A 20,498-nucleotide genomic window follows, 5' to 3' on the forward strand; every position below is an offset into this window, starting at 1 on the left:
CGCCGAAGGTGATCATGGGCGCGACCCGGGAGCACTGAAACACCCGTATGTCGGACGCCCGTTCGGGGCCGCCCTCCGGGCGTCGATTTCACCGGATCGGGGAGCCGTGCGCCGGTGCCGCGTGCCTCCACGGGGACCACCGCCGATCGGCGGCGGCCGGGAGGGTGAGAGGCCCCCCGCGGGGCGGTCGGGCCCTCTCTCGCGCCGCCCCGGGATTCCATCCGGACGAGTGCGGGCGACGGACCGGCGAAGGGCTCCGGAGTCGCTGCCGTACGGCCCGTCCGGCGGTCTTCGTGTGCGCTCCGCCGAAGCGGTGAGCGGGACGCGGGGCCGGCGCCGCGCCGTGTGTCCTGCGGGTGCGCCGAGGCGGGTCCGGTTAGCTTCGAAAGGCGCTTGGCGATCTTGACGGCAGTCCCTGCCGCGACCCGGGCGATGTTCTCGCGACCTTCAATTCACCCCCGTTCCCAGGGAGTTCCGCCATGTCCTCGGCCCTTCTCCTGCGGCGTGCCCTCGGCGCCGCCGTCCTCGCCTCGGCCCTCGCGCTGACCGCCGCCCCAGCCGCCTTCGCTGCGCCGCCCGCCCCCCGAGCCGACGAGTGCGCACCTGACGACCAGGCGTGCAAGGACCAGCAGGCCAACGAGGAGGAGGCCAAGGAGATCGAGGAGGAGCAGAAGAAGACCAAGGAATCGGCGGCCAAGGCCGACAAGGACATCGCGAAGGTCGGCAAGGACCTGGAGAAGTGCAAGCCCGGCTCCGAGGCCTGCATGGGCGAACTGGCCAAGGGCAACGGCGAGAAGAAGGGCCTGGAGGACATGACCGCCACGGTCGACGGCTTCAAGCCCGACCCGAAGGACAACGCCCAGTCCGCCGTCACCACCACCTGCGCCGACTTCCCGGCCTCGCTCCCGGCGGGCTCCACCGACCCGGGTCAGTCCCCGTTCCCGGTGTCCCAGCTGTGCTCGCTGCTCGGCTCCTGACCTCCTCCAGGCCGCCGCTGACCCGCCCCCTGCCCGTCACACCCGTCCCGAAGGGATGTCCCATGCCCTCGCGCCGTCCCGCGCTGTTCCTCCTCCCCGCCCTGGCTCTCGGCCTCGCCGTGCCCCTCGCGCCGCCCGCGCTCGCGGACGAGGGGCCCGGCGAGCCGCCCATCGCGCGCGCCGTCACCGCCGACGGGCGCCCGGCGGAGATCGCCGACGTCCTCAAGTACTGCGACACCAAGGCGGACGCCTGTCGCTTCGTCATCGACCCGAAGCAGGGCCGCGAGTTCGCGACCGCCGTCCGGTCCCTCGGCAACTCGGTCGTCAACTGCACCGAGAGCGACATGAGCGTCGACCGCACGGTCACCCTGCGCACGTCCAGCACCGACAACATCGGCGGCGAGATCTCCGGAAAGATCACCGCCGAGGGCACCGTCACCGCGTCCGGCGAGGTCACGACCAACCTCACCAACGACATCACCAGCGAGAACAAGACGCCCAACCTCAAGGACGGGCCGACCTCCACCAACGGCACCAAGACCAGCGTCGCCGCCGGCGGCAAGGTCGCCGGATCCCTCAGCGCCAAACTCGCCTTCGAGGCCGCCTTCAAGGCCACGTACTCCAAGTCGTGGACGGTCGAGAACACCGAGGCGACGACCTACCGGACCACCGTGAAGCCCTACGACATGCTGGTGTTCGGGGCGAGCGCGGCCATGCGGCGGGTCGTCGGCACCCTCGTGGCCAACTCGGGGTCCCAGGTCTCCGGGATCGCCGTGGACAGCCCCTCCATGGTCAACTCCAGCAGCTTCGTCGCCCAGACCTACGCCGCCCCCGCCAACCTGTGCGGCCGCACCCGCCCCACCGGCCAGACGGCCGGCGGCAACAACCCGCAGCCGGGCCCGCCGCCGTCCCCGCGCGCACTGCCCGTCCGCGACGCGAGCGACGCCCTGCCCGCCGGCGCGGTGCCGAAGCGGGTCGACGTCCTGCGCCCCGTCCGCAGCGGTTCCTGAGCGGCGCGGCCGCCGCCCTCTCCCTCCCGTCCCGCCCCTGGCACGCACCACCCCCACGAGGAGTCCGTCCCCATGTCTCCCTCTCCCGCCTCCCCTTCCGCCGCCGCCGCCGCCGCTGCCGTCCGCGCGCTCGCGACGGCCGGTCTCCTGCTCCCGGCCGCCCTCGCCGGCCCGTACGCGGCGGCTGCCGAGGCCCCGGCCCCCCAGACCGTCACCGTCCTCAACGGCGACTTCGCCGACCCCGTCATGAAGGGCGACGGCCCCACCACCGTCGCCCTCGACTCCTGGGACGGCCGGAACCAGCGGTACTCCCCCTCCGCCTCCGGCCGCACCGACAACGCCCACGGCGTCGCCCTGGAGAAGCAGGGCAACTCCCTCGCGCAGCGCCTGCGCGGGGTCCGGGCCGGAGCGGAGGTGACGGTCAGCTACGAGGACAGCCCGGCGGTCTCGAAGGAGTGCAACGGCTCGGACGTCGTCGACGGCCAGCCCTACACCGTCGACGGCTCCGGCGGCGCCGTCCAGGCGGTGACCACCGCAGGCGACCCCGACCGGGTCAAGGGCACACCAGGGCCCGGCCGTTGGTCCAAGCGCACCTACACCTTCACCGCCGGCGAGAACGAGCCCCTGCTCACCTTCGCCTCCAAGGTCACCGACTCGAAGACCCATGTCACCTGCACCCCGATGATCGCCCGCATCCGCGCCGTCGAGGTGCCGGTCCCGCTGGACAAGACCGTCGACAAGACCGCTCTCGGCACGGCGGAGGCGTACAAGGGCAACGAGCGCCAGACGACGCTGCACAACGCGGCCGCCGCCTGCAACGGCGACAACGCCTGCGTCTTCCGGCCCGACATGCGGATGTCCTTCCGCTACTACGACCGCGCCCGGGTAGTGGGCGAGACCTTCGTCAACTGCACCCGCAACACCCTCGAACACACCCGGGTCGTCTCCTTCTCGGAGCGCGCCTACGACAGCATCGCCCAGACCTACGCCGCCGCCGGTCTCGCCCTCAACGACGTGGCGAAGCTGCCCACGTCGGGCGACCGTGTGGAGGACGAGAAGCGGATCAAGGAGCGGCCGATGGCGGGCCAGTTCTCGCTCGCGTACGAGAAGGGCTGGCAGCGTGCCTGGCAGTGGTTCGGCGGCGAGCAGCGCAACGTCGTCGAGCGCATCCAGCCGGGGGAGGTCAGCTGGATCGAGCTCCAGCCCAGCCGCGAACGGGTCGAGGGATGGTTCCTCAGCAAGAAGGACGACTACCGGCTGCACGCCGTCATCGACGGGCCCTCGCGCGGGGTGCCCGACCGCCTGCTCCAGCGCACCGGACCGATGGCCGAGGCCGAGAAGCAGCGGTGCGCCGCGGCCCGGCCCATGACCACCACCCCGGTCGACGCCGGGGCGGCCGCGTACTCCTCCGACAAGGGGCTGCTGAAGGTCCCCGCGTCCGCCGCGACCCGCTCGGTACGGGCGACCCGCACCGTCCCGCTCGGCTGACCGCTCAGGCCGCCCGATCCCCGGGCGGCGGGACCAGGGCCGTCGCCTGCTCGCGCAGCCAGCCGAGCAGGGCGGCGGTCCGCGGGTCCCGCTCCGGCGGGCGGGGGCCGAGCAGTCCGTAGCCGGTGCCGTCCGCGACGAACCCGTACGGGGCCGCCAACTGCCCCCGCACGAGGTCGTCGTGGACGAGCGCGTACGGGCCGACGGCCACGCCGACGCCCGCGACGGCGGCCTGGAGCGCCAGGTAGAAGTGCTCGAAGGTCTGCTCGGCGGGATGCGCGACGGGTCCGTGGCCCGACAGCCGACGCCAGTCCTCCCAGGCGGCCGGCCGGGTGCTGGTGTGCAGCAGGGCGACGGGCTCGCCGGTCCGCAGGCGCTCGGCGAGCTCCGGCCGGCAGACCGGGCCGATCCACTCGTCGAAGAGCGGCACCCGGGTGACCCCGTCCGGCACCGGGAAGTCGTCCCGGCGCAGTGCCACGTCCACCGTGTCCCGCGCGAACGCCACGGGGCCGCCGCCCGCCGACAGGTGCACGGTCAGCTCCGGGTGCCGGGCGGCGAGGTCGGGCAGGCGCGGGATGAGCCACCGCATCAGCAGCGTCGGCTCACAGGACAGGGCGAGCGGCCCGGCGTCCCGGTCCCGCCCCGACACCTCCCGCGCGGCCGACTCGATCAGGTCCAGCGCGTCCCGGACCGCCGCGGCGAGGCGGCGGGCCTGCGGGGTGGGGCGCAGGGAGCGCGGACCGCGCTCGAAGAGGGGCGTGCCGAGGGCCTTCTCCAGGTTCTGCACCTGGCGGCTGACCGCCCCGTGCGTGACGTGGAGCTCCCGCGCGGCCCGGGTCATGCTCGCGTGGCGCACGGTCGCCTCGAAGGGGAGCAGGGTGTTCAGCGGGGGGAGGTCCGGGCGGCTCATGTGTGAAATCTACTCACAGGTGGGGTGAGAAGGAATCGCTTGTCCTGCGGGTTCATGCGGGTCACTGTTGATCTCGTCACGGAAACCCGACCCGAGGGGTACCCCGCACGATGGAGCCGTCCCGCGTCGTCGTCCTCGCCGACGACCTCACCAGCGCCGCCGACGGCGCCGTCCCCTTCCGCAGGTCGGGGCACCGCGCCCTGGTCCTGTTCGACCCGCCGGAGCCCCCGGGCGCCGGGGCCGCCGCGACCGGCGTCACGGCCCCGCGGATCACCGCCACGGGGGTCACGGACACGCGGATCACGGCCACGGGGGGCTCGGCCGCCGGTGCCGCGGCCACCGGTGTCACGGCCGTCGACCTCGGCACCCGGCTCCTGGACGCGACCGAGGCGGCCGCCCGGATGAAGGGGGCGGCCAGGGCGTACGCGGGCGCGGACCTGCTCCTGAAGACGGTCGACTCGACCCTCCGTGGGCACGTGGCGGCCGAGCTGCGGGCCGCCCTCGCCGGTTCGGGCCGCCGCGCCGCGGTCGTCGCCCCCGCCTTCCCGGCGGAGGGGCGCACGACGGTGCGGGGCGTGCAGTACGTCCGGGGCGTACGGGTCGACGAGAGCGAGTTCGCCCGCGACCCCGCCCACCCCGTCCGCTCGGCCGATCTCACCCGACTGCTGCCGGAATCCACGGTCGTCGCACCCGACCGGCTCGCCGGTCTCGCGGAACTCCTCTCGCGGGGCGGGGTGTTCGTCTGCTCGGCGGCGACGGAGGAGGACCTGGACGCGGTCGTCGCCGCCGTGCCCCGGGTCGAGGAGGTCCTGTGGGTCGGCTCCCCGGGCCTGGCCGCCGCCCTGGCCCGGCGGCACGGACGCGCCCGGGCCGCCGGGTTCCCCGGACTGCCGCCCGTACGGCGCCCGTTGGCCGTCGTGGGCAGCGCCAACCCCGCCAGCAGGCGCCAACTCGACGCGCTGTACGTGCGGTCGGGGGCGGACGGCGCGGTCGCCGACGACCCGGCGGCTGCCGTCGCGGCCCTGAGCGCCTCCCGGGCGCCGGTGCTCGCGCTCCACACCCCCGACGCCCGGGGCGCCGACCCGGCAGCCCTGACCCGCCACCTCGCCGAGACGGCGGCGGAGGCGGTCGGCAAGGGCCTCGCCGACGGACTCGTCCTCACCGGGGGCGAGACCGCGGCGGCCGTCCTCGACGTCCTCGGCGCCACGGGCATCGACCTCCACGACGAACCGGAACCGGGCATCGCCCGCGGCACCCTCCACGGCCCGGCCGCCCCCCGCATCCCCGTCCTCGTCAAGGCGGGCGGCTTCGGCGACGACGGCACCCTCGTCCGCCTCTGCGCGCTGCTGACCGGAGGGGAGGGACGATGAGCCGCCCCGACCCCCGCCCCTTCGCCCTCACCATGGGCGACCCGCACGGCATCGGCCCCGAGATCACCGTCAAGGTCTGCGCCGACCCCCGCCGCCGCGTCCCCGTCCTCGTCATCGGCGACCCCGGCGCCCTCGCCCGCGCCTGCCGCGCCACCGGGATCCCGCTGACCGTCCGGACGGCCGCCACCGCCGCCGAAGCCGCCGCCGGCGACGGGGGGCCCGGGGAGCCCGGCGTCCTCCACGTGCTCCCCGAGGGCCCCGCCCTCCCCGCGGAGCCCGCCCTCGGCACCGTGGACGGGCGGGCGGGCGAGGCCTCCTTCGCGTACGTGCGCCGGGGGATCGAGCTGGCGCTCGCCGGAGAGGTGCGGGCGATCACGACCGCGCCGATCAACAAGGAGGCCCTCCGGCTCGCCGGACTGCCGTACCCCGGCCACACCGAGATCCTGGCCGAGCTCTCCGGCACCGAGCGCTACGCCATGATGATGGCCAACGACGAGCTGCGGACCGTCCTCGTCACCGTCCACCAGTCGCTGCGCACCGCGATCGACGCCCTCACCCCCGAGCGCGAGCTGGACATCATCCGGCTCACCCACCAGGCCCTCGGGCCCGGGGCCCGGATCGCCGTCGCGGGACTCAACCCGCACGCGGGGGAGAACGGCCTCTTCGGCCGGGAGGACCTCGACGTCATCGCCCCCGCCGTGCGCGCCGCCCGCGCCGAGGGCATCGACGCCAGCGGGCCGCACCCCGCGGACACCGTTTTCATGCGGGCCCGCGCGGGGGAGTTCGACGCCGTCGTGGCGCAGTACCACGACCAGGGTCTGATCCCGGTCAAGTACCTGGGCCTGGAACACGGCGTCAACATCACCCTGGGCCTGCCGTTCGTCCGCACCAGCGTCGACCACGGCACCGCCTTCGACCTCGCGGGCACCGGCACCGCCGACCACACCAGCCTGCTCACCGCCCTGCACCACGCCGCCGAGCTCGCCGACCACGCCTGAGGAACCCCATGGACTTCATCTTCATGCTCACCCGCGACGACCGGACCGTCACCGACTGCCTCCACGTCCTGGACTCCGTCCGCGGGCTCGGCATCACCCACATCGGCTTCAAGGACGTCGGCGTCGACCCCGCGACCCTGCGCCGCCTCCACGAGCAGATCAAGGAGCTCGGCGCCACCAGCCACCTGGAGGTGGTCTCCACCGGGCGCGAGCAGGCGCTCGACTCCGTGCGGACGGCGGTCGACCTCGGCGTCGACTGGCTGATGGGCGGCGTCTGGATCGAGGAGACCCTGGACCTGCTCGACGGCGGCCCCGTCCGCTACCTGCCCTTCGCGGGCGAGCCCCAGGGGCATCCGACCCGCCTGGCCGGTTCCCCCGCCCGGATCGCCGAGGACTGCCGCCGGGCCGAGGCCGCCGGGTGCGCAGGCGTCGACCTGCTCGCCCACCGGGCCACCGAGGCGGACCCGCTCGACCTGGTCCGCGCCGCCCGCGCCGCCACCGCGGGACGGCTCGTCGTGGCCGGCTCTCTGACGAGCCCGGCCCAGATCCACGAGCTCGCCGAGGCGGGCGCCGACGCCTTCACCGTCGGCTCGGCGGCCTTCGCGGGCGCCGTCCGGCCGGACGCGGGAACCCTTGCCGCGCAGCTCACGGCGCTGGTCGAGGCGAGCGGCGGCCCGAGGTAGCCGGACAGTCCCGGGGCCCCCTTACCCTTGTCAGGTGACCAGCAGCAAAGACGGGACCGGAGCAGTGGCCGAGGCGGGCGTGACGCGCACCTACGAAGTACGCACCTACGGGTGCCAGATGAACGTCCACGACTCCGAGCGGCTCTCCGGCCTCCTCGAGGAGGCGGGTTACGTCAAGGCGCCCGCGGACGCCGACGGCGACGCCGACGTCGTGGTCTTCAACACCTGCGCCGTCCGGGAGAACGCCGACAACAAGCTGTACGGCAACCTCGGCCGGCTCGCCCCGCGCAAGGCCGGCCGTCCCGGCATGCAGATCGCCGTCGGCGGCTGCCTGGCGCAGAAGGACCGCGACACCATCGTCAAGAAGGCCCCCTGGGTCGACGTGGTCTTCGGCACGCACAACATCGGCAAGCTGCCGGTCCTCCTGGAGCGCGCCCGCGTCCAGGAGGAGGCGCAGGTCGAGATCGCCGAGTCGCTGGAGGCCTTCCCCTCCACGCTGCCGACCCGGCGCGAGTCCGCGTACGCCGCGTGGGTCTCCATCTCCGTCGGCTGCAACAACACCTGCACCTTCTGCATCGTCCCGGCGCTGCGCGGCAAGGAGGAGGACCGCCGTCCCGGCGACATCCTCGCCGAGATCGAGGCGCTGGTCGCCGAGGGCGTCTCCGAGATCACCCTGCTCGGCCAGAACGTGAACGCGTACGGGTCCGACCTGGGCGACCGCGAGGCCTTCAGCAAGCTGCTGCGCGCCTGCGGGGAGATCGAGGGCCTGGAGCGCGTCCGCTTCACATCGCCGCACCCGCGCGACTTCACCGACGACGTCATCGCCGCCATGGCCGAGACGCCGAACGTGATGCCGCAGCTGCACATGCCGATGCAGTCCGGTTCGGACACCGTCCTGAAGGCGATGCGCCGCTCGTACCGGCAGGAGCGCTTCCTCGGGATCATCGAGAAGGTGCGCGCCGCGATCCCGCACGCCGCCATCTCCACCGACATCATCGTGGGCTTCCCCGGCGAGACCGAGGAGGACTTCGAGCAGACCATGCACGCCGTCCGCGAGGCCCGCTTCGCGAACGCCTTCACCTTCCAGTACTCCAAGCGCCCCGGCACCCCCGCGGCGACCATGGAGGGGCAGATCCCCAAGGAGGTCGTCCAGGACCGCTACATGCGCCTGGTCGCCCTCCAGGAGGAGATCTCCTGGGAGGAGAACAAGAAGCAGGTCGGCCGCACCCTGGAGGTCATGGTCGCCGAGGGCGAGGGCCGCAAGGACGGCGAGACCCACCGCCTCTCCGGCCGCGCCCCCGACAACCGGCTCGTCCACTTCACCCAGCCGGACGAGGACGTGCGCCCGGGCGACGTGGTGACCGTCGAGATCACCTACGCCGCCCCGCACCACCTCCTCGCCGAAGGCCCCACCGGCGCCGTCCGCCGCACCCGCGCGGGCGACGCCTGGGAGAAGCGCACCGCCGCGGCCGCCGCGAAGCCGGCGGGCGTGCTCCTCGGCCTGCCGAAGATCGGCGTCCCGGAGCCGCTGCCGGTGGCGGACGCGCCGGCCTGCGGCAGCCACTGACCGCCCGCCCCGCCGCGCGGGGCTGCCTGAACGACTCCGCCGCCCCGGCCGCCCGGAAGGCGACCGGGGCGGTCCGGCCTCCCGAGGACCGGGGCGCGGCGCAGTAGGCTGCGGATCATGCTTGTCGCCGCCGCCGTGTGCCCCTGCCCCCCGCTGCTCGTGCCCGCCGTCGCGGCCGGTGCCGCGTCCGAGCTCGCCGACGCGCGGACGGCCTGCTCCGACGCGCTCGCAGTGCTCGCCGCCTCCCGTCCCGACCGGCTCGTCGTCATCGGCCCCGCCGAGGAGGGCGCCCGGGGCGTCCATCCCGCCGGTGCGGCCGGATCGTTCGCCGGGTTCGGCGTCGACCTGACCGTACGGCTCGGCAGCGGGCCCGGCGGGGAGCGGGCGCTGCCCGCGTCGCTCGCGGTCGGGGCCTGGCTCCTGGAGCACACCGACTGGGCCGACGCGCCCATCGAGGGGCTCGGCGTCGGGACGGAGCTGCAGCCCGCCCGGTGCGCGGAGGCGGGCCGCGAGATCGGCGCCTCGGCGGAGCGGGTCGCCCTGCTGGTGATGGGTGACGGCAGCGCCTGCCGCACCGTGAAGGCGCCCGGCTACCTCGACGAGCGCGCCGAGGGCTTCGACGCCGCCGTCGGCCACGCGCTGGGCACGGCCGACCCGGCCGCGCTGCTCGCCCTGGACCCGGAGCTCGCGCAGGCGCTGCAGGCGGCGGGCCGGGCCCCCTGGCAGGTCCTCGCGGGCGCCGCCGAGGGCACGGGCCTGGAGGGCCGGCTGCTCTACGAGGACGCGCCCTACGGCGTCGGGTACTTCGTCGCGGCCTGGAGCTGAGCGCGGGCCCGCACACGACGGCGGACGGCCGCGGAGCGCACTGCTCCGCGGCCGTCCGCCGTGTGGAGGGACCGTGGGTGACGCCGGGCATCCGCCGGCCCCGGGTGCGCGGGCCGCGTGCCTCAGGCGGTCGGCGGCGGGGTGGCGCCGTCGCCCTTGTCGCCGTCCGTCCCGTCCTTGTGGGCGAGCCGGTCGATGGCCTCCTTGGCCTTTCCGGTGCCGGATTCGATCTTGTCGGTGTACTTGCCCTTGGTCTTCTCGTCGACCACCTTCGCGGCCTTCTCCAGACCGTGCTCCACCTTGTCGCCGTGCTGCTGCGCGAGGACGGAGACCTTGTCCTTGGCCGGGGCCAGCTTCGCCTTCAGTGAATCCAGGAGACCCATGGGGTCACCCTCCCTCCGACGGACCCCCGTGGGGCCCGTGTCCGTGCCGTGCCGGTCAGTACCGGTCAGTGCCGGTCAGTGCCGGTCTGTGCCGTGCGTGCCTATGCGCGGGCGCCTTCGCCGGCCCCGTTGTCCGCGGCGGCCTCGGCCGACTGCTGCTTCGGGATCTCGACGGCCTCGGCCTTCGCCTCGGCCGCCACGGGCTCCGCGGCCTCGGTGCCCGCCTCCGCGTCCGCCTCCACCGGCTCCGCGGTGCCCTGCGGCTGCTCCGTCACGTCCCCCGCCTCGGCGGCGGTGTCGACGGCGACGGCGACGTCCGTGGCGGCGGTGGTGCTGCTCTTGCGCCGAAACAATGCGAAAACGCCCATATCTGCTCCCTAGCGTACTCAGGGTCGGAATCCCGCAACAGCAACGAAGCCGTGACGAAGGCCGTCACGTAGCTCATTCGGGGACGCGCCGCCGGGTTTGCGAGACTGGTGCGGTGAGAAGTGCAGCTCCCGCCCCGCGGGTCATCGCCGTCGTCGGTCCCACAGCGGCCGGAAAGTCCGATCTGGGCGTCTTCCTCGCCCAGCAGCTGGGCGGCGAGGTCGTCAACGCCGACTCGATGCAGCTCTACCGAGGGATGGACATCGGCACCGCCAAACTGACGCTGGAGGAGCGCGACGGTGTTCCGCACCACCTCCTCGACATCTGGGACGTCACCGAGGCCGCCAGCGTCGCCGAGTACCAGCGGCTGGCCCGCGCCGAGATCGACCGGCTGCTCGCCGAGGGCCGCACCCCGATCCTCGTCGGCGGCTCCGGCCTCTACGTGCGCGGCGCCCTCGACGTGATGGAGTTCCCCGGCACCGACCCGGAGGTCCGGGCCCGCCTGGAGGCCGAGCTGGAGGAGCGCGGCTCCGGCGTCCTGCACGCCCGGCTCGCCGCCGCCGACCCCGAGGCCGCCCGCGCCATCCTGGCCGGAAACGGACGCCGCATCGTGCGCGCCCTGGAGGTCATCGAGATCACCGGCAAGCCGTTCACGGCCAACCTGCCCGGCCACGACTCCGTCTACGAGACCGTGCAGATCGGCGTCGACGTCGGCCGCCCCGAACTCGACGAGCGGATCACCACCCGCGTGGACCGCATGTGGGAGGCCGGGCTGGTCGACGAGGTGCGCGCCCTGGAGGCGCAGGGCCTGCGCGAGGGCCGCACGGCCGCCCGCGCGCTCGGCTACCAGCAGGTGCTCGCCGCGCTCGCGGGGGAGTGCACGCAGGACGAGGCCCGCGCGGACACGGTCCGCACCACCAAGCGCTTCGCCCGCCGGCAGGACTCCTGGTTCCGGCGCGATCCGCGCGTCCACTGGCTGAGTGGCGCCGTCGAGGACCGTGCGGAACTCCCGGGTCGGGCGCTGACGTTGGTCGAACGAGCGGTTACAGCCTGATCACGTGATGGCATCGGGACGTCATGCCCGTCATTCCGGGGGGTGGTGGCGTGCCATCATCGAGCATCGATCGACCAAGTGGAGTCCGAGTGGGGAGGGCGCGTGGCGATGGAGGCCGGCCCTCGTGACACGGAACAGCAGGCCGCCGTCCGGGGCGAAACCCCCGGTGAGGCGGTCGGTCTGACGCCGGACGGACCCGACCAGGCCGAGGGCAGCGCCGTCGAGGTGGACACGGCGGAGGTCGAGGTGGAACTGCGGCCGCAGCGCCGCCTGAGGATCTGGCAGCTGGCCCCGATCGTCGGACTCGCCGCCGTCGGCTCCCTGATGTTCGCCTTCCCGCTCGCCTTCGGCTCGGGCGACGGCGGCGCCGTCGTCGCCATGCTCGGACTGCTCATCAGCTCCTGCGCGGCCGGCTGGGGCATGATGGCCGCCCGTCGCGTCGGCTACACCTGGCCGGGCCTGCCCGCCCGGGGCTCCGGGGAGCGCCCGAACTGGGGCGCCCTCGCCCTGTACGTGTCGCTGAGCGCCCTCCTGGTCGCCCTCGCGGTCTGGCGCGTGGCCCGCCTGCGCTGAGGCCGCGCCGCACCGGGAGGGGCTCCGTCTGCCGGGCCGGGGGCCCCGCTCGCTTGGGAGCCCCTCTCACCTGGACGCCGCTTGCCCGGGGCGTCGCCTGGCCGTCCGGGGGCGCCGCCCGCCGCGGCTCGCGCTCCGCCGGGACCGACCTCGGGGAGCTCGGTCCCGCCGCCTCCGGCCCGCCCGCCTCCGGCCCGCCCGCCGCCAGGCCACCGGCCGGTCGACTCCGCGTAGCCCGGCCCGTCCGTCCCGCCCCCTGGGCCGTCCCGCCCGCTGTCCTGCCCGCCCCGTACAGTTGATCCCGTGACCAGCACGCAGACCTCGCCCCTCACGTTCCTCAAGGGCCACGGCACCGAGAACGACTTCGTGATCGTCCCCGACGCGGAGAACGCCGTGGACCTGCCCGCCGCGCTCGTCGCCCGGCTGTGCGACCGACGGGCCGGGATCGGCGGCGACGGGGTGCTGCACGTCGTGCGCAGCGCCGCCCACCCCGAGGCGCGGCACCTGGCCGACGAGGCCGAGTGGTTCATGGACTACCGCAACGCGGACGGCTCGGTCGCCGAGATGTGCGGCAACGGGGTCCGGGTCTTCGCCCGCTACCTGGAGCACGCCGGACACGTCACCGCCGGCGAGGTCGCCGTCGCCACCCGAGGCGGCGTCAAGCGCGTCCACCTCGCCAAGGACGGCTCCGTCACCGTCCGCATGGGCCGCGCCGCGCTCCCCGAGGACGGCGTCACCATCACCGTCGGCGAGCACAGCTGGCCCGCCCGCAACGTCAACATGGGCAACCCGCACGCGGTCGCCTTCGTCGACTCCCTCGACCACGCCGGCAACCTCTACACCGAGCCGCCGTACGAGCCGGCCGGTGTCTACCCGGACGGCGTCAACATCGAGTTCGTCGCCGACCGCGGCCCCCGCCACGTCGCCATGCGCGTCCACGAGCGCGGCGCCGCCGAGACCCGCTCCTGCGGCACCGGCGCCTGCGCCGTCGCCGTCGCCACCGCCCGCCGGGACGGCGCCGACCCGGCCGTGTCCGGTGCCCCCGTCACGTACACCGTGGACGTCCTCGGCGGCACGCTCGTCATCACCGAGCACCCCGACGGGGAGATCGAGATGACCGGCCCCGCCGTGATCGTCGCCGAGGGCACCGTCGACCCGGCATGGCTCGGGGCCGACGGGGCCGACGCGCGCGGCTGACCCGTCCGGGATCCGCGCGAGTGCCCCGATTCGAAACGGTCAACGACTGATTCGTCCCTCGAATGGGTGATCCGGTTCACGCTCGGCGAGAGCGGGACTGCGCCACGTGGTGGGGTCGGTAGCATCAAGCACCGGCCCGCCGGGCACGCCCTGCCCCGGCCCTCCGCCGGTCCACGCCGCCGGAGGTGCCCCATGAGCGCAGAGGCCACCAACCCCGTGAGCGAGGCCGGGGCCACCGGCCCCGACGCTCCCGGCCGCAGACGCGGCCGCCCCAGGATCGACCTGCGCAGGCTCGGCCGCGCCGCCCTGCTCGGCGCCACCGCGGGCCCCGCGATCCGCGACCGGCTGCCCGACGCCATCGGGCACGTCGCCGAGGCGCACCGAGCCCACCATCCCGAGGCCGACCTGGCGGTGCTGCGCCGGGCGTACGTCCTCGCCGAGTCCTCGCACCGCGGCCAGTTCCGCAAGAGCGGCGAGCCGTACATCACCCACCCGCTCGCGGTCACCCTGATCCTCGCGGAACTCGGCGCGGAGACGACGACGTTGACCGCCGCGCTGCTCCACGACACCGTCGAGGACACCGAGGTGACGCTCGACCAGGTGCACACCGAGTTCGGCGACGAGGTCGCGTACCTCGTGGACGGGGTCACCAAGCTGGAGAAGGTCGACTACGGCGCGGCGGCCGAGCCCGAGACCTTCCGCAAGATGCTCGTCGCCACCGGCAACGACGTCCGGGTCATGTCGATCAAGCTTGCCGACCGCCTCCACAACATGCGCACGCTGGGCGTGATGCGCCCCGAGAAACAGGTCCGCATCGCCAAGGTCACCCGGGATGTCCTCATCCCGCTCGCCGAGCGCCTCGGCGTCCAGGCGCTCAAGACCGAGCTGGAGGACCTGGTCTTCGCCATCCTCCACCCCGAGGAGTACGAGGCCACCCGCGCGCTCATCGCCGCGAACGCCGGCGCGGACGACGCCCTCGCCGTCATCGCGGACCAGGTCTCCGGCCTGCTGCGCGAGGCCGGAGTCGGCGCCGAAGTCCTGGTCCGGCCGCGCCACTTCGTCTCCGTCCACCGGGTCCGCCTCAAGCGCGGCGACCTGCGCGGCAGCGACTTCGGCCGGCTGCTCGTCCTGGTCGGCGAGGACGCCGACTGCTACGCGGTCCTCGGCGAGCTGCACACCTGCTTCACGCCGGTCGTCTCGGAGTTCAAGGACTTCATCGCCGCCCCCAAGTTCAACCTCTACCAGTCGCTCCACACCGCCGTCGCCGCCCCCGACGGGGCCGTCGCCGAGGTCCTCATCCGCACCCACCGGATGCACACGGTCGCCGAGGCCGGCGTCGTCGCCCTCGGCAACCCGTACAGCGGCCAGGAGGCCACCGACCAGGCACCCGGCGGCCCCGCCGGCGAGGACGGCGAGCGCGTCGACCCCACGCGGCCCGGCTGGCTCTCCCGGCTCCTGGACTGGCAGCAGTCCGCCCCCGACCCCGACACCTTCTGGACCTCGCTGCGCGCCGACCTCGCCCAGGACCAGGAGATCACCGTCTTCCGCACCGACGGCGGCACCCCCGGCAGCATCAGCCTGCCCGTCGGCGCCACCTGCGTCGACGCCGCGTACGCCCAGCACGGCGAGGCCGCCCACGGCTGTCTCGGGGCGCGGGTCAACGGCCGGCTCGCGCCCCTGAGCACCGTCCTCCAGGACGGCGACACCGTCCAGCCGCTGCTCGCCCAGGACAGCACCTCCGGGCCCTCGCCGCAGTGGCTGGACCACGCCCGCACGCCCGCCGCCCGGATCGCCATCACCGGCTGGCTCCAGGCCCACCCGGAGGCCGCCAAGATCCCCGCCGCGACCCCCCGCCCGGCCGCGGGCGTCACCGCCGACCGGCGCTCCGACACGCGCCTGCGGGCCGAACTGCCCGGCACCGGCACCCCCGCCGTCCGCCCCGCGGGCTGCTGCACCCCCGTACCGCCCGACGAGATCACCGGCTTCGTCGTGCGCGGCGGCTCCGTCACCGTGCACCGCACGGCCTGCGCCTCCGCCGACACCATGCGGCGGCTCGGGCGCTCGCCCGTCACCGTGCACTGGGGCGACACCGCCGCCTGCCGGGTCACCCTGGTCGCCGAGTCCTTCGGCCGCCCCCGGCTGCTCGCCGACCTCACCGAGGCCATCGCCACCGAGGGCGCCGCCGTCGTCGCCGCCACCGTCGAACCCCCCAGCGAACAGCGGGTCCGCCACACGTACACCCTCCAACTCCCCGACGCCGCCGGGCTCCCCGCCCTCATGCGGGCCATGCGGGACGTGCCCGGCGTCTACGACGTGAGCCGCGCCCGGCACCCCGCGTCCCCCCGGCCCTGACCCCTTCGGGTGGCCGGCGCGCGCGCCGCCCGGGGGAGCGCGCCCGTCCCTGGTAGCGGTAGCCCATGCCGCTCCCCACCCGTACGCCCCGCAATCCGTCGCCACGCGTGCGTGCCCGCGCGCGCGTGCTGCGCTCCGCCGTCCTCGTCGCCCTCTCCGCCGGGCTCGTCGCCGCGGCCCTGCCCCCGGCCGCACCCCTGGGCATCGGGGACCCGCTCTTCCCCCAGCTGGGCAACCCCGGCTACGACGTCCTCTCCTACGACATCGACCTCACCTACCCCGGCCGCAACACCGAACCGCTGGCGGGCGTCACCCGGATCCAGGCGCTCGCCACCGCCGACCTGGAACGCATCAACCTCGACTTCACCCACGGCACCGTCTCCGCCGTCACCGTCGAGGGCGAACCCGCCGCCTACGAGAGCAGCGGCGAGGACCTGGTCATCACCCCCGCACGCCCGGTCGACCGGGGCGACGCCGTCGAGATCGCGGTCACCCACACCAGCGACCCCACCGGGCCTGCCGACAGCGGCGGCTGGGTGCGCACCGGGGACGGCCTCGCCATGGCCAACCAGGCCGACGCCGCCCACCGCGTCTTCCCCTCCAACGACCACCCCTCCGACAAGGCGTTCTTCACCTTCCGGATCACCGCCCCCAACGCCCTCACCGCCGTCGCCAACGGCCTCCGCGAGAGCCGTGTCCGCAACGGGGCGACCACCACCTGGACGTACCGCACGGCCCACCCCATGGCCACCGAGCTCGCCCAGGTCTCCATCGGCGACTCGACCGTCGTCCACCGGCAGGGCCCGCACGACCTCAAGCTGAGGGACGTCGTCCGCACCGCCGACCGCGAGCTCCTGGAGCCCTGGCTGCGCCGCACCCCCGGCCACCTGGAGTGGCTGGAGAGCCGGATCGGCCGGTACCCCTTCGAGACGTACGGGGTGCTCATCGCCGACGCCGACACCGGCTTCGAGCTGGAGACCCAGACGCTCTCCCTCTTCGAGCGCGGCCTGTTCACCGAGCCCGGCTACCCCGAGTGGTACGTGGACTCGATCATGGTCCACGAGCTCTCCCACCAGTGGTTCGGCGACAGCGTCTCGCCCCGCGTCTGGTCCGACCTGTGGCTCAACGAGGGCCACGCCACCTGGTACGAGGCGCTGTACGCGCAGGAGAAGGGCGGGCCCACCCTGGAGCGGCGCATGAAGGCCGCGTACGGCGCCTCCGACCAGTGGCGCGCGGACGGCGGCCCGCCGGCCGCGCCCAAGCCGCCGGAGCCGGGGGAGAAGATCAGCCTCTTCCGCCCCGTCGTCTACGACGGGAGCGCCCTGGCGCTGTACGCGCTGCGGCACGAGATCGGCACCGAGGCGTTCGAGCGCCTGGAGCGCGCCTGGGTGAGCGAGAACCGGGACGGGACGCCCGGGACCAAGGACTTCGTCGTACTCGCCGAGCGGATCTCCGGCCGCGACCTGGCGCGGTTCTTCGCGGACTGGCTGTACGCGGCGAAGACCCCGCCCATGCCGGGACACCCCGACTGGCGCAGCCGGGCGCCGAGGCGGTGAAACCGGGATGACGGGCCCGGTCCGGCCGTGTCACCATCTTCAGGTCGGCGGCGCGGCCGGACCCCGGGAATTCTTCCGGGACGTCACGCGTTGTGACTGACGTAACGGACTCTTCTTCGACGTAAGGATCAAATGACCTCCTCTTCATCCCCTTCCCAGGACAAGCAGAGCTTCGCGGAGACGAACCGCACCGAGAGCCTTCGGGCCGATGCCCTGATGGAAGAGGACGTCGCCTGGAGCCACGAGATCGACGGGGAGCGGGACGGCGACCAGTTCGACCGCTCCGAGCGCGCGGCCCTGCGCCGTGTCGCCGGTCTCTCCACCGAGCTCGAGGACGTCACCGAGGTCGAGTACCGCCAGCTGCGCCTGGAGCGCGTCGTGCTGGTCGGTGTGTGGACCTCGGGGACGGTGCAGGACGCGGAGAACTCCCTCGCGGAGCTCGCGGCCCTCGCCGAGACGGCGGGCGCCCTCGTGCTCGACGGCGTCATCCAGCGTCGCGACAAGCCGGACCCGGCCACCTTCATCGGCTCGGGCAAGGCCCGGGAGCTGCGGGACATCGTCCTCGAGACCGGCGCCGACACCGTCGTCTGCGACGGCGAACTCAGCCCCGGCCAGCTCATCGCCCTCGAGGACGTCGTCAAGGTGAAGGTGGTCGACCGGACCGCCCTCATCCTCGACATCTTCGCCCAGCACGCCAAGTCCCGAGAGGGCAAGGCGCAGGTCGCGCTCGCGCAGATGCAGTACATGCTGCCGCGCCTGCGCGGCTGGGGTCAGTCGCTCTCCCGTCAGATGGGTGGCGGCGGCGGTGGCGGCATGGCCACCCGTGGTCCCGGTGAGACCAAGATCGAGACCGACCGGCGTCGGATCCGCGAGAAGATGGCGAAGATGCGCCGGGAGATCGCGGAGATGAAGACCGGCCGCGACATCAAGCGGCAGGAGCGCCGCCGGAACAAGATCCCGTCGGTCGCCATCGCCGGGTACACCAACGCCGGCAAGTCCTCGCTGCTCAACCGCCTCACGGGCGCGGGCGTGCTGGTGGAGAACGCGCTGTTCGCCACCCTCGACCCGACCGTGCGCCGGGCCGAGACGCCCACCGGCCGGGTCTACACCCTGGCCGACACGGTCGGCTTCGTCCGGCACCTGCCCCACCACCTGGTCGAGGCCTTCCGCTCCACCATGGAGGAGGTCGGCGACTCCGACCTCATCCTGCACGTGGTGGACGGTTCGCACCCGGCCCCGGAGGAGCAGCTGGCGGCCGTGCGCGAGGTGTTCCGCGACGTCGGCGCGGTGAACGTGCCGGAGATCGTCGTCATCAACAAGGCGGACGCGGCGGACCCGCTGGTGCTCCAGCGTCTGCTCCGCGTGGAGAAGCACTCCATCGCGGTCTCCGCCCGCTCGGGCGAGGGCATGGAGCAGCTGCTCGCGCTCCTCGAGTCCGAGCTTCCGCGCCCGCAGATCCAGACCGAGGTCCTGGTGCCGTACACCGAGGGCGGTCTCGTCTCCCGGGTGCACGCCGAGGGCGAGGTCCTCTCCGAGGAGCACACCCCGGAAGGCACCCTGCTCAAGGCGCGGGTGCACGAGGAACTGGCGGCGCTCCTCGCGCCGTACGTCCCGGCCGCGCACTGACGCCGACGCGACAGCGGCGACGGACACAGACGAAGGCGCCGGCCGCCTCCCTCACGGGAGGCGGCCGGCGCCTTCGTCTGTGTCGGCCCGGGTCGGCCCGGGTCGGCCTAGGTCGGACCAGGTCGGACCAGGTCGGCCCGGGTCGGCCTGTGCCGGCCCGGGCCCTGTGGAGGCCTTCCTCCGTCGGCCTGCTCGGCCTGCTCGGCCTGTTCGGGTGTTCAGCGCCCTCGGGTCAGCGGGCGAACTTCTTGCTGACCATCTCGTGGGCCGCCTTGGCGCCGCGGCCCAGCTGCGGTCCGGCCAGCCAGCCGTTGCGGCCGGCGGGGCCGATCGAGGTGTTCGACACCAGCGCCGTCGTGCCGTTGGGCAGGACGCGGAACCAGCCGCCGCCGGAGGAGCCACCGGTCATGGTGCAGCCGATCCGGTACATCGTCGGCGTCGCCGGCGCGGTGGTCAGACGGGTGGCGCGGTCCAGGCACTTGTGCATGATCATGCCGTTGTACGGCGGCGCCGCCGGGTATCCCCAGGCGCCGACCGTGCCGGCCCGCGCGGGCGCCGGCGCGGAGAAGTCGACCGGCAGGGCCACGCCCACGGTCTCCTCGAGGGACTTGCGGCCCCGCTCCGGCTGGACGTGCAGCACGGCGTAGTCGTACGGCCAGGCCTGGTTGGTGCCGCCGCTCTGGAGCCACTCGCCGGAGGTCACGGCCCAGTCGGCCCAGTACTGGCCGTAGGGGTACACCTCGTAGGGCTTGGCGTTGCGCAGCGCGGCCGGCGACTTGCCCAGGTCGTTGAAGGCCGGGACGAAGGTGATGTTGCGGTACCAGCCGCCCCGCTTGCCGGCGTGCACGCAGTGGCCCGCGGTCCACACGAGGTTGGACTTGCCCGGGTGGCGCGGGTCCTTGACGATCGTGCCGGAGCAGACCATCGAACCCTGGGGCGAGTCGAAGAAGATCTTGCCGACCGGGGCCGCGAAGCGGTGGTACGGCGTCTTCTCGCGCTGCGCCTGGACCGGCCGCGGCACCGGGTCGCTGCCGGAGCTGCCGGCCTGTGCCGTGATCGTCGGGTCGGGGCTCTTGGCCGACTGCATCCGGGCCGGGTCCCACAGCCCGTCGATCACCGGGTTGACGAAGTCCTCCGCCTCACGGAGCCACTTGTCCTGGTCCCAGTTCTTCCAGTCGCCGTTCTTCCACTGGTCGAGGTCGACGCCGTGCTTCTTCAGCTTGCCGGCGATGTCCTTGGTGAGGTCGGAGCCGGAGCCGGCACCGTCCTCGGCGGGAGTGGAGGCGGCGGGCTTGTCGGCGGGCTTGTCGGCCGCCGGGGTCTCGGTCGGACCACAGGCCGTGGCGGTCAGCGCGAGCGCCGCCGCCAGGGCCGTGAGGCCGGGCAGGATTCGTATGGAACGCATGAAGTGATGTCCCCCTGGGATGTTCTGCGCGTCCGGTCTCGTCCGGCCGCCGGCCGTGGCCCTCAGGGCCCGCAGGCGGCCGCCGGGGCGGAGGAACCCGCTCCGGATTGCCATGGACGCGTCACTAGCGGTGCACAGTATGCCCGTACGGAAGGGCG

General features: G+C 74.1%; 18 protein-coding genes. 14 read left to right on the plus strand and 4 right to left on the minus strand.

Translation table 11 applies throughout. The features are described from left to right. Positions 1-479: 479 nt before the first annotated feature. The 3 genes from OG309_RS27920 (at position 480) to OG309_RS27930 (ending at position 3,475) form a co-directional block, all read left to right on the plus strand. Positions 480-977: a hypothetical protein gene (locus tag OG309_RS27920; RefSeq protein ID WP_329424841.1), complete on the plus strand. Its 498-nt coding sequence runs from the start codon at positions 480-482 to the stop codon at positions 975-977. A gap of 62 nt (positions 978-1,039) precedes the next feature. After that, a complete protein-coding gene (locus OG309_RS27925) occupies positions 1,040-1,987 on the plus strand; it encodes a hypothetical protein (RefSeq protein ID WP_329424843.1) in 948 nt (315 codons plus the stop codon). Between the two features lie 72 nt (positions 1,988-2,059). Continuing rightward, positions 2,060-3,475 (plus strand): hypothetical protein, encoded by a 1,416-nt coding sequence (locus OG309_RS27930; RefSeq protein ID WP_329424845.1) that lies wholly within the window; start codon positions 2,060-2,062, stop codon positions 3,473-3,475. A gap of 4 nt (positions 3,476-3,479) precedes the next feature. Here the strand turns inward: OG309_RS27930 and OG309_RS27935 are convergent, their stop codons facing one another. Next, on the minus strand, positions 3,480-4,385 hold the full coding sequence (locus tag OG309_RS27935; protein WP_329424847.1) for a LysR substrate-binding domain-containing protein: 906 nt from the start codon (positions 4,383-4,385) through the stop codon (positions 3,480-3,482). 110 nt (positions 4,386-4,495) lie between these two features. Between OG309_RS27935 and OG309_RS27940 the strand changes: the two genes are divergently transcribed. The 5 genes from OG309_RS27940 (at position 4,496) to OG309_RS27960 (ending at position 9,828) form a co-directional block, all read left to right on the plus strand. Then, positions 4,496-5,755 carry a four-carbon acid sugar kinase family protein gene (locus OG309_RS27940; protein ID WP_329424850.1) on the plus strand — a complete coding sequence of 420 codons (1,260 nt, stop codon included), beginning with the start codon at positions 4,496-4,498 and terminating at the stop codon, positions 5,753-5,755. Further along, a complete protein-coding gene (gene pdxA / locus OG309_RS27945; RefSeq protein ID WP_329424852.1) occupies positions 5,752-6,753 on the plus strand; it encodes a 4-hydroxythreonine-4-phosphate dehydrogenase PdxA in 1,002 nt (333 codons plus the stop codon). The genes OG309_RS27940 and pdxA overlap by 4 nt, the downstream gene beginning before the upstream one ends. 8 nt (positions 6,754-6,761) lie before the next feature. Continuing rightward, on the plus strand, positions 6,762-7,436 hold the full coding sequence (locus OG309_RS27950) for a HisA/HisF-related TIM barrel protein (protein WP_329424854.1): 675 nt from the start codon (positions 6,762-6,764) through the stop codon (positions 7,434-7,436). A 34-nt stretch (positions 7,437-7,470) separates the two neighbouring features. Then, positions 7,471-9,003 carry a tRNA (N6-isopentenyl adenosine(37)-C2)-methylthiotransferase MiaB gene (gene miaB / locus OG309_RS27955; protein ID WP_329424855.1) on the plus strand — a complete coding sequence of 511 codons (1,533 nt, stop codon included), beginning with the start codon at positions 7,471-7,473 and terminating at the stop codon, positions 9,001-9,003. Between the two features lie 117 nt (positions 9,004-9,120). Then, complete coding sequence (locus OG309_RS27960) at positions 9,121-9,828, plus strand: class III extradiol dioxygenase subunit B-like domain-containing protein (RefSeq protein WP_329424857.1); 708 nt, start codon at positions 9,121-9,123, stop codon at positions 9,826-9,828. A 122-nt stretch (positions 9,829-9,950) separates the two neighbouring features. On the opposite strand, the gene OG309_RS27965 is transcribed toward OG309_RS27960, so the two are convergent. Next, positions 9,951-10,211: an antitoxin gene (locus OG309_RS27965; protein ID WP_329424859.1), complete on the minus strand. Its 261-nt coding sequence runs from the start codon at positions 10,209-10,211 to the stop codon at positions 9,951-9,953. A 101-nt stretch (positions 10,212-10,312) separates the two neighbouring features. After that, positions 10,313-10,579 carry a hypothetical protein gene (locus tag OG309_RS27970; RefSeq protein ID WP_329424861.1) on the minus strand — a complete coding sequence of 89 codons (267 nt, stop codon included), beginning with the start codon at positions 10,577-10,579 and terminating at the stop codon, positions 10,313-10,315. Positions 10,580-10,692: 113 nt separating this feature from the next. On the opposite strand from OG309_RS27970, the gene miaA reads away from it, so the two are divergent. From miaA to hflX, 6 genes are all read left to right on the plus strand, one after another. Further along, positions 10,693-11,631: a tRNA (adenosine(37)-N6)-dimethylallyltransferase MiaA gene (gene miaA, locus OG309_RS27975; protein WP_329424863.1), complete on the plus strand. Its 939-nt coding sequence runs from the start codon at positions 10,693-10,695 to the stop codon at positions 11,629-11,631. 108 nt (positions 11,632-11,739) lie between these two features. Continuing rightward, positions 11,740-12,204, plus strand: coding sequence for a hypothetical protein (locus OG309_RS27980; protein ID WP_329428577.1), 465 nt, complete (start codon positions 11,740-11,742; stop codon positions 12,202-12,204). Between the two features lie 303 nt (positions 12,205-12,507). Beyond that, positions 12,508-13,401 carry a diaminopimelate epimerase gene (gene dapF, locus OG309_RS27985; RefSeq protein ID WP_329424865.1) on the plus strand — a complete coding sequence of 298 codons (894 nt, stop codon included), beginning with the start codon at positions 12,508-12,510 and terminating at the stop codon, positions 13,399-13,401. A 192-nt stretch (positions 13,402-13,593) separates the two neighbouring features. After that, positions 13,594-15,753 (plus strand): RelA/SpoT family protein, encoded by a 2,160-nt coding sequence (locus OG309_RS27990; RefSeq protein WP_329424867.1) that lies wholly within the window; start codon positions 13,594-13,596, stop codon positions 15,751-15,753. Between the two features lie 65 nt (positions 15,754-15,818). Further along, positions 15,819-17,309: a M1 family metallopeptidase gene (locus OG309_RS27995; RefSeq protein WP_329424869.1), complete on the plus strand. Its 1,491-nt coding sequence runs from the start codon at positions 15,819-15,821 to the stop codon at positions 17,307-17,309. 132 nt (positions 17,310-17,441) lie between these two features. Beyond that, positions 17,442-18,935, plus strand: coding sequence for a GTPase HflX (gene hflX, locus OG309_RS28000; RefSeq protein ID WP_329424871.1), 1,494 nt, complete (start codon positions 17,442-17,444; stop codon positions 18,933-18,935). Positions 18,936-19,167: 232 nt separating this feature from the next. On the opposite strand, the gene OG309_RS28005 is transcribed toward hflX, so the two are convergent. Continuing rightward, a complete protein-coding gene (locus OG309_RS28005; protein WP_329424873.1) occupies positions 19,168-20,340 on the minus strand; it encodes a trypsin-like serine peptidase in 1,173 nt (390 codons plus the stop codon). Between the last annotated feature and the right edge of the window lie 158 nt (positions 20,341-20,498).

The organism is Streptomyces sp. NBC_01268, assembly GCF_036240795.1.
Lineage (GTDB): Bacteria > Actinomycetota > Actinomycetes > Streptomycetales > Streptomycetaceae > Streptomyces.